Origin of the sequence: Kitasatospora sp. NPDC058965 (assembly GCF_042741245.1) — a bacterium.
GTDB lineage: Bacteria > Actinomycetota > Actinomycetes > Streptomycetales > Streptomycetaceae > Kitasatospora.
Genome location: NZ_JBHYKG010000327.1, coordinates 1 through 8,956 on the forward strand (window position 1 = coordinate 1; position 8,956 = coordinate 8,956).

Consider the following 8,956-nt stretch of genomic DNA (forward strand, 5'->3'; position numbering starts at 1 on the left):
TCGCGGGTTGGAAGGAGAGTCCTTGGGTTCCGCCGGCCAGCTGCACGCCGGAGCCCGCGGTGATGGTCTCGCCGCCGGTGCGGCGGGTGAGGGAGCCGTCGAGCGTCTCGCCGGTCGCCGCCGTGTAGCCGTTGCCGAGCGAGAAGGAGCCGCCGAACCCGACCCGCAGGGCGCCGGGTTGGGAGGCGGCCCGGCTGGTGCCGGTCAGGGCGGCGAGGGCGAGGGAGCCGGTCAGTGCGGTGACGAGGAGGTGCCTGCCGAGGCGTCGTGGGGTCACGGGAACGCCTTTCCGGGTCGGGGGCGGACGAGGGGCGGTCGGCCCGGCCGCGCACGAGGCGGTCCGGGGCGGCCGACGAACAGTCGATCCCGGGCGAGTCGACTCCACGGAGCATGCTGGACATCCGATGTATGGGCAAGGTCTGTAGCGAAAAATCCGGAAACTACCTGGCGCATACGGCAGATTTACCCGATGAATGCCGAGTCAAAGGCCTGGCTGGTACCGGTGACGGGACGTCATGGCGCGGCGCCCGCGGCAGGGTTCGCCGCAGGCGCCGCTCGGGTCACCGGGGTCGGGGTGACCCGCCCGGGAGGGTCAGCCGATCGTCCAGTGCTGGAGCGCCGACCCGGTGTCCGCCTGCTGGGTGACCGCCGCGTTGTTGGCGGTGGAGGCGACGGTCAGCAGCAGGCCGCTGTTGACCGAGGCGATCGTGTAGCCGCCGCCCGGCAGTGCGGTCAGCCGCCAGTGCTGGTTGGAGTTGCCGGTGCAGGTCCACTGGATGACGGCGGCGCCGGCCGCCGTCGACCCGCCGTTCACGTCGGCGCACAGCCCCGACGCGCCGTTGACCACCTGGTAGGAGCCGTCGGCCTGCTGGGTGAAGGTCCACTGCTGGTTGGCGCCGCCGTGCAGGGTCCAGCCGATCAGCTGGGTGCCGGTCGCGGTCGAGCTCGCCGGGTCGTCGAGCGCCTGGCCGCCGGTGCTGACGGTGTGCGCGCCGTTGATCCCGGTGTCGTGGAAGACCTCGAACTCGTAGAGCGAGTAGCCGTACTGGGTGCCGCGGGCGGTGCCGTTCATCCGGACGTAGCGGCCGCTGCCGGTGAAGCCGGTCAGCGTCTCGGTGCCGCCGGTACCGGCCGTGCGGGTGTAGACCGTGGTCCAGGTGGTGCCGTCGTTCGACAGCTGGATCTGGTAGTCCTTGCCGTAGGCGGCCTCCCAGGCGAGCACGACGCGGTTGACGGTCTGGGTGCTGCCCAGGTCGACCTGGAGCCAGGTCGGGTCGGTGTACTGGCTCGACCACCGGGTGCCGAGGTCCCCGTCGGTGGCGTCGGCGGCCGGGAAGGCGGCGGTCTCCGTGCTGGACGCGGTGGTCGGGCGGCCCTGCGCGAGGTCGCCCTGGATCACCGGCACCGGGTACAGCGGGTTGCGGCCGACCGCGTCCATCAGCGGCACGAAGGCGGCGTAGCTGCTCGCCGGCTTGGGCGAGTTCCAGGTCTGCTGGGCCAGGTCGCGCAGCGGGTACTTGAGGTTCTCGGCGGTCTGGGCCACGGTCTCGGCGCCCGGGTTGTCGCACCAGACGTGCAGCAGCGAGCCCGGGTTGCGGGTGGGGTCGGTGATGGTGTTGGAGCCCTGGTACAGGTCGGGGGTCCAGGTCTGGTACATCCAGGTGGTGTCGGGCTTGGCGCCGCCGTAGACGTAGTAGGTCGGGTCCCAGGACTCGTTGGCGACGGTGTGCCCGGCGGCGATCAACTGCTCGGGCGTCAGGCCGTAGTTGTACCAGTACTCGACGACGATGTCGGCGTTCGGCGCGATCGTGCCGTCGCCGGCCTTGATCCCGTCGTTCCACATCCGGGCCGTCTTGCCGCCGGCCCGCACCAGCGAGTCCGCCCAGTTGACGAAGCCGTAGAACGCGTCCTTGGCGGTGGCGCCCGCACCGTAGGCGGCCTGGGCGTAGCTGAGCAGCTGCGGGTAGGAGGAGTAGTCGGTGACGTACTCGTCGGCGCCGATGTGCCAGTACGCGGAGGAGGTGAAGAGCGGCTCGTACTCGGTGATCAGGTCGCTCATCAGGGTGCGGGCGCCGGGGATCGTGATGTCGATGAAGCTGCTGCTCGCGGTGCCGGCGCTGTTCTTGAGGCGGTAGTCCTTGCCGATCGAGAGCTCGCCGGACAGGATCGCGTCCATGTGCCCCGGCATGTCGATCTCCGGCACGACGGCCACGTGGTACTGGTTGCCGAGCGCGATGATGTTCGCGATGTCCTGCTTGGAGTAGTGCTGGGCCGAGGTGATCTCCGGGTGGGTGCTGCTCTCCAGGCGGAACCCGAAGGTGTCCGACAGGTGCAGGTGGAGGTAGTCGAGCTTGAGGTAGGCCATCTCGCGGATCTGGTTCTCGACCCAGTCGACCGGGAAGAAGTTCCGGCCGGTGTCGATCATCAGGCCGCGTTCGCTCTTGTCGGGTGCGTCGGTGCCGGTGCCGGCCGGCACCGTCGAGCCCTGGTGCAGCCACTGCAGCACGGTCCGGGTGCCCCAGAACTCACCGGTGGTGGTGGAGCCCTGGACGGTGATCCCGGTGCCGACGGTGATCCGGTAGCCCTCGGCGGGCTGGCTGCCGCCGAGGGTCAGCGTGATGTCGCCGGCCGCCGCGGCGGTGCCGGTGGGGGCGACCGCGACCGTGCGGCCCTCCAGGGCGGTCAGGTCGGTGGCGAACGTGGCTGCGTCACCGGCCAGTTGGCTGGCGTAGGCGGGATCGACCACGACCCGGCCCGCGGCGCCGAAGCTGAAGGACCCGGTGGCGGGGGTCCAACTGCGCAGCGCCGGCACGGTGGTGGGCGGCGAGCCGGCGGCCGCCGGGGCCGCGACGGCCGCCGCGGCCGGGAGCAGGAAGGAGAGCGGGAGGGCCGCGACGGTGAGCGCAGCGCCGAGTTTGGATTTGATGGATCGCATGACCTGCCCAAGGTGAGGGAGCGGGGAAAGTGCAGGATCTGATCGATCTGATGCAGGGTCTAGACCACTGGCCCGGCTAGCGAGCAGTATTGAGCATCACGGGGCAGTCGACAAGACCGCGGCCCGGAGGATGTCTGGTCGATTCTGGTTCATTGTGTTGACTTGCGAGAGCAAGGGACCCATATTCACTCGGGACCCGGCGCTACCCCCGACACCGATCGTGGAGACGACCATGGATCGCAGGCGCTTCCTCTCCCTCTCCCTCATCACGGCGGCGACCACCGCCCTGGCCACCACCGGACCCGCGCCCGCGGGTGCGGCGACCTCCCGGTGCAGCTTCACGCCCGACGGCAGCGGATTCCTGCTCGACGGCGCCCCGTTCCAGATCCGCAGCGGCGAGCTGCACCCTGCCCGGATCCCGGTCGAGTACTGGCAGCACCGGATCCGGATGGCCAAGGCCATGGGGCTCAACACCGTTTCGGCGTACGTGATGTGGAACTACGTCGAGGAGTCCCCCGGCGTCTTCGACTTCACCACCGACCGGCGCGACATCGTCTCCTTCCTGAAGCTGTGCCAGCAGGAGGGCATGTGGGTGCTGCTGCGCCCGGGCCCCTACGTCTGCGGGGAGTGGGACCTCGGCGGCATCCCGCCGTACCTGCTGCAGTACCCGTACATCAAGCTGCGGGTGAAGACCGCCGACGACCCGCACTACATGGCCGCCGTGACCCGGTACTACGGCCGACTGGTCCCGCTGATCGAGCCGTTGATGATCGACAACGGCGGCCCGGTGCTGATGGTGCAGGTCGAGAACGAGTACGGCTCCTACGGCAGCGATGCCGCCTACCTGGAGGAGATCCGCCAACTCTGGCTGGCCGGCGGGGTCCACGGACCCTTCTACACCCAGGACGGCATCGGGCAGGTGGCCGCCAACCACACCGTGGTCACGGGTGGTGCGATCGGGTTGAGCGGCGGCGACGCCGCCTCGATCGCCCAGGCCCGCAGCGACTACCCGACCGTGCCCGCGATGGCCGGCGAGGTGTACCCGGGGTGGCTGACCCACTGGGGCGACAGCACCTTCCAGGGCCAGGGCACCGACATCTCCGGCACGCTGCGCGGCCTGATGGCGGCGAAGCTCTCCTTCAACCTCTACATGCTGCACGGCGGCACCAGCTTCGGCTTCACCGCCGGCGCCAACGCGGACGACTCGTCCGGCAACTACCAGCCGGACATCACCAGTTACGACTACGCGGCGCCGGTCACCGAGCAGGGCCGGGCCACCGACGCCTACACCCGGTACCGCACCCTGATCGCCGGCTACCTGACCAGTCCGCCGCCGGCCGTGCCGGATCCCGTCCCCACCCTCGCCCGCGCCGGCGGCCTGGACCTGATGCCCGCCCGCCACGCCTCGCTCTGGGACAACCTGCCGGCGCCGCTGCCCGCCGCCCGCACGGTCGATCCGCAGCCGATGGAGAGCTACGGCCAGAACTCCGGACTCATCCTCTACAGCCGCCGGTTGACCGGGTACACCGGCGGGCCGCTGGCCGTGCGCTGGGTGCACGACTACGCCACCGTCTTCCTGGACGGCCACTACGCCGGCGGCCTCTACCGCCAGACACTGCCCGCCGCGGTGACCGCCGCCCTGAACATCGCCACCGCCAACAACCCCCTCACCCTGGGGACGTCGGGCGTCAGCGGGTCGCCGCAGCTGGACATCCTGGTCGAGGGCCTCGGACGGACCAACTACGGCCACGCCTTGGTGGACCGCAAGGGGATCCTGGAGACCGTCACGGTCAACGGCTCGGCCCCGCTGACCGGTTGGACCACCACTTCGCTGCCGCTGGACGACGCCTTCGTCGCGGGCCTGCAGCCCACCGTGACCGATCCGCACCGCCCCGGGATCTTCTTCCGCGCCCAGGTCCGGATCGACACCCCGGCCGACACGTACCTCGACCTCTCGCACTGGACCAAGGGCGTGGTCTGGGTCAACGGACGCAACCTCGGCCGCTACTGGAACATCGGCCCGCAGCAGCGGCTCTACTGCCCGGCGCCGTGGCTCCGGGCCGGCCTCAACGAGGTGATCGTCCTCGACCTGCACCAGACCGACCCGCTGCCCCTCACGCTGCAGTCCACCCTCGCCGGACCCGCCGTCGGCTCCCCGGCGATCGGTCCGGCCGGCTGGCGCCTGGTGTACGTGGACAGCCAGGAGACCGCGGCCGAGAACGGGGCGGCCGGCAACGCCTTCGACGGCAACCCCGCCACCTTCTGGCACACCCAGTGGTCCGCGCTCAACGCCCCGCTGCCGCACGAGATCCAGCTCGATCTCGGCGCCCGGTACGCCGTCGACTCCTTCTCCTACCTGCCGCGCCAGGACGGCAGTGCGAACGGGCGGATCGGCCGCTACGAGATCTACGTCTCCGACTCCACCACCGCGTGGGGCGCGCCCGTGGCCACCGGCACCCTCGCCGACACCGCCAGTCGCACCACCCTGACGCTCCCCACCACCCCGGGCCGCTACCTGCGCCTGCGCGCCCTCACCGAGGCGGGCAACCGGGGCCCGTGGACCAGCGCCGCCGAACTGGGTGTCACGGGAGTGGCGATCTGACGTTCCATCAGGTCGACCGGGAACGGGACGGGGCGGCCCGAGCGCCCCGGCCGCGGACCCGGCGGCGGCCGGGGCGGCACGGTCTGGCAGCATCGTCCCCGGCCGCCCCGACCCTGACGGGGCGCCACGACCTCGGGGGGCCGGACATGAGCGGGACGAAGAGGCCGGCCAAGCGTGCCGGCCGGGGCCGCGGTGCGCGGCCGGGCAGGGCGGCGGCGACGCGGACCGGGCCGTTCGACAACCCCGATCGGCGCAGCTGGGCCCTGGCCTGCGCGCTGCTGCTCCTGGCCGCCCTGGGGGTGGCCGTGTTCGCGGTCCAGGGCGGGCGGACGGCCGCCACCTCGTTCCGGTACGCGGCCGGGCTGACCGGGCGGCCGGGCGCGCTGACCGTCGAGCGCTGCTGGGGCGACGACTCGGCCAAGCCGGGCCTGATCACCTCCTGCGCCGGCACCTTCCGGCCCGACGACGGCCGCACACCGGTCCGGGACGCGGCGCTCGCGGGCCGGCACGACATCGGCGCGGTGCTGCCGGTCCGGTACGGTGGCGGCGCCTGCCACCCGGAGGGGTTCGGTGACGCCTCCGGGGACCTGGCCGGGCTGTTGGCCGCCCTGCCGGCCGGGCCGCTCGGCCTCTGGCTGCTGGGCATGGCGGTCGGCGCGGGCTTCGGTGACGCTCCGGCCGGACGGCGGATCCGGGCCGGGCTGCTGCCGCGGAACAACCGGGCGGTGCGGTACGGACTGTGGGCCGCGCTGGGGTGCGCGGTGGCCGCCGGCGGCTGCCTGCTGGTGGGCGTCGCCGGCTGGGTGGCCTCGCTCTGACGCGGCGGGCCCGCAGGAGCCGGGCGGGGAGGGGTCAGGCCCGCCCGCGGTCCGCCGCCACCGCGATCGCGTCCACGGCGATCCGCTTTCCGCCGGCCAGTTGGACGATGGCCGAGGTCCGCGCCGGGGGGCGCTCGGGGAAGAACGAGGCGAAGACCGAGTTCACCGTCGGGAAGCCGTCGGGTTCCGAGTAGAGCACCGTCACCTTGACGATGTCGGGTGCGCCGACGCCGGCCGAGGCGACGGCCTGGACGAGGTTGGCGAAGGCCTGCTTGCACTCGGCCTCGAAGCCGCCGGGGGGCACGGCGCCGGTGTCCGGGTCGACACCGGCCTGGGCCGAGACGAAGACCAGTCCGCCGGCCGTCACGGTCGCGGAGTAGGGGCCCAGGGTGACCGGTGGGGCAGGTGCGCCGGAAATTCCGTCCAGCTGATCGAAGGATCCCGCATACATCTCTGACATGTGGGGATCCTACCCAAATCGGAGGCCGTTTCCGGCGGATTCACGGAATTGCCGGGAAGCCTGCTGACGGTGTGTTATTTTGCTGCATTGCGCTGCGCTCAAACAATTTGATCATCGACCGGGCGCCACGTCGGCGTCGGGCCTTCCTGTGCACTTCGTCTACGGGTCGGGGGGCTGCACATGATCGGAGCCGTGCGGGGCTGGTGGGGAGCGGAGGCGGCGGCATCCACCGCGTGGTCCATCCCCTGGGGCGGTGATCCGGAAGCGGTGCGCGACCGGTTGTCCGAGGCGCTGGACTCCCGTTTCGGGTTCGCCGTGGTGGCGGGATTCCCGGTCGACGCGTCCCGGCCCGAGGAATCCGCCGACGCCGCCGCCCACCTGCTCGGCGGAATCGGTCGGCTGCTGCTCCAGGGGCCGCCGGAGAATGCCACGCCGAGATGGCTCGTGCGCGATGAAGGGACGCACCGGTTCCGGTCCGACGGTGGATTCCGACGAGGCGTCTACACCTCGAAATCGCGGGACGTCATCGACATCCACAACGACGGGGCGATGCGGCCGTACGACCACGAGATCGACGTGTCCGCGCTGCTCTGCGTGGAGTCCGCCGAGGAGGGCGGCCGGACCACCCTGGTCAGCGCCGTCTCCGCGATGGAGGTCCTGCGGCGCGAGGCCCCGGACCAGTTCGCCCTGCTGTGCCGGCCGTTCCCGTTCGAGCGCACGCACGTGACCCCGCCCGGCGGCTCGACGGTCGTCCGGGTCCCGGTCTTCGAGGTCGCCGGGCCGCGGCCGCGGGTGCACTGGAACCGCCAGCGGATCGACATGGCCGAGCTGGTGACCGGAACGCCTCTCCCGGCGGCCGAGGTGGCGGCACTGGACGCGCTCGACGAGGTGCTGGCCCGGCCCGGGCTCCGGTACGCGCACACGCTCCGGCCCGGCGAACTCCTGGTGCTGGACGACCGGGTGGTGCTGCACGGCCGGGGGAGCTTCACGGACGGTGCGAGGCGGCGCTGCCTCGTGCGGATGCTGCTGGCCCGGGACTGACGGGGAACCGGACCGGGAACCACGGGGACAGGGGGGAACATGCTGACCGAAATTCTGAGTGCGGTGGCCGGTGCGGTGGCCGGTGTCCTGGTCACCGGCGCGCTGCAGGCCTGGCGGCCCAGGGCCGAGTCGCTGTTGGACGGCCGACCGCTGGCCGAGTTGGAGAACTACCCGATCAAGGTCGGCGCGGACGGGACCATCGCCCTCGACATCCCCGAGCTGATCGAGGCCTGCGCCTACCTGCTGCGCCACCACGAGCCCAGGAGCGCGATCGACCTGCTGTACCTGGCCGAGCGGAACGCCGCCGTGGTGCACGCCTCCCCGGCGGCGCTGGCGGCGATCGACCGGGTGCGCCGCAGGTACGGGCGGCGCTACCGGCGGCTGGTGGAGCCGGCGCAGTTGCGGGCGCAGCGCGAGCACCTGCTGGAGCAGTTCGGCAAGCTCACCAACGCGCTCGGGGAGACCTTCGCCGGCCTGCCGATCGAGTTCGTCCTGCACGACACCCGGGACCCGCTGAACTCGGTCTACACGATCAGGAACTCGATCACCGGGCGGCGGGAGGGCGATCCCGTCTCGAAGTTCGGCGAGGACGTGGTGCGCGCGTACGAGCGCCACTGGCGCGGTGCCCAGGTCGCCTACCGGCTGCACGACCCGGCCGGCGGGAAGGTGATCAAGGCGACGACGATCCCGCTGGAGGACAAGGTCCTCGGGCTGGTCGCCTTCCTCTGCATCAACATCGACATCGCCCGGCTGGGTCCGCAGTCGCCCGAACTCCCCGTCATGGCGGAGCGCTTGGTCGCGACCCCGGGCGGCTGGGGCGCCCAGGTCTTCGCCCGGCCGGGGCCGAGCACCGTGTAGCGGTTCGCCGGACGTCCGGCGAACCGTCAGGCGTCGGGCAGCCAGTTGCCGTGGAAGCCGGCCGGGACGCGGCGGGGCAGGTGCACGGTGGCAACGGGCGGAGCGGCGAGGTCGTCGGCGTCCAGGACGACCAGGTCGCTGCGGTCGGTGGCCGCGTCGTGGACGAAGGCCATCAGCCAGCCGGGTCCGCCGGGGGTTCCGTCGGCCGGGACGAAGGCGGCGTCGCCCGGCGTGCGGCCGGG

8 protein-coding genes are annotated in these 8,956 nt (G+C 72.0%); 4 read left to right on the forward strand and 4 right to left on the reverse strand.

Features of this window, described 5'->3' with window-relative positions; all coding sequences use genetic code 11:
• Together ACFW1A_RS34250 and ACFW1A_RS34255 are read right to left on the reverse strand one after the other, a co-directional pair.
• On the reverse strand, positions 1-277 hold a 277-nt coding region (locus ACFW1A_RS34250), incomplete at its 3' end, for a hypothetical protein (protein WP_380416079.1).
• A 315-nt stretch (positions 278-592) separates the two neighbouring features.
• Positions 593-2,935, reverse strand: coding sequence for an RICIN domain-containing protein (locus ACFW1A_RS34255; RefSeq protein WP_380416081.1), 2,343 nt, complete (start codon positions 2,933-2,935; stop codon positions 593-595).
• A gap of 232 nt (positions 2,936-3,167) precedes the next feature.
• Here ACFW1A_RS34255 and ACFW1A_RS34260 point away from each other — a divergent pair, with 232 nt between their 5' ends.
• Complete coding sequence (locus ACFW1A_RS34260; RefSeq protein ID WP_380416083.1) at positions 3,168-5,537, forward strand: beta-galactosidase; 2,370 nt, start codon at positions 3,168-3,170, stop codon at positions 5,535-5,537.
• Positions 5,538-5,683: 146 nt separating this feature from the next.
• Positions 5,684-6,355 (forward strand): hypothetical protein, encoded by a 672-nt coding sequence (locus tag ACFW1A_RS34265; protein WP_380416085.1) that lies wholly within the window; start codon positions 5,684-5,686, stop codon positions 6,353-6,355.
• 34 nt (positions 6,356-6,389) lie between these two features.
• Here ACFW1A_RS34265 and ACFW1A_RS34270 read toward each other — a convergent pair whose 3' ends face one another.
• On the reverse strand, positions 6,390-6,815 hold the full coding sequence (locus ACFW1A_RS34270; protein ID WP_380416087.1) for a RidA family protein: 426 nt from the start codon (positions 6,813-6,815) through the stop codon (positions 6,390-6,392).
• Between the two features lie 180 nt (positions 6,816-6,995).
• Here ACFW1A_RS34270 and ACFW1A_RS34275 point away from each other — a divergent pair, with 180 nt between their 5' ends.
• Both ACFW1A_RS34275 and ACFW1A_RS34280 read left to right on the forward strand, forming a co-directional pair.
• Positions 6,996-7,856: a TauD/TfdA family dioxygenase gene (locus tag ACFW1A_RS34275; RefSeq protein ID WP_380416089.1), complete on the forward strand. Its 861-nt coding sequence runs from the start codon at positions 6,996-6,998 to the stop codon at positions 7,854-7,856.
• Between the two features lie 39 nt (positions 7,857-7,895).
• Complete coding sequence (locus ACFW1A_RS34280) at positions 7,896-8,714, forward strand: PAS domain-containing protein (protein WP_380416091.1); 819 nt, start codon at positions 7,896-7,898, stop codon at positions 8,712-8,714.
• 26 nt (positions 8,715-8,740) lie between these two features.
• Here ACFW1A_RS34280 and ACFW1A_RS34285 read toward each other — a convergent pair.
• The coding region (locus tag ACFW1A_RS34285; protein WP_380416093.1) for a carotenoid oxygenase family protein at positions 8,741-8,956 on the reverse strand (216 nt) is incomplete at its 5' end.

Bases quoted from the DNA above. Each gene is read 5' to 3' on its own strand.
- ACFW1A_RS34255 (WP_380416081.1), bottom strand. From the start codon at position 2,935: ATGCGATCCATCAAATCCAAACTCGGCGCTGCGCTCACCGTCGCGGCC.
- ACFW1A_RS34260 (WP_380416083.1), top strand. From the start codon at position 3,168: ATGGATCGCAGGCGCTTCCTCTCCCTCTCCCTCATCACGGCGGCGACC.
- ACFW1A_RS34265 (WP_380416085.1), top strand. From the start codon at position 5,684: ATGAGCGGGACGAAGAGGCCGGCCAAGCGTGCCGGCCGGGGCCGCGGT.
- ACFW1A_RS34270 (WP_380416087.1), bottom strand. From the start codon at position 6,815: ATGTCAGAGATGTATGCGGGATCCTTCGATCAGCTGGACGGAATTTCC.
- ACFW1A_RS34275 (WP_380416089.1), top strand. From the start codon at position 6,996: ATGATCGGAGCCGTGCGGGGCTGGTGGGGAGCGGAGGCGGCGGCATCC.
- ACFW1A_RS34280 (WP_380416091.1), top strand. From the start codon at position 7,896: ATGCTGACCGAAATTCTGAGTGCGGTGGCCGGTGCGGTGGCCGGTGTC.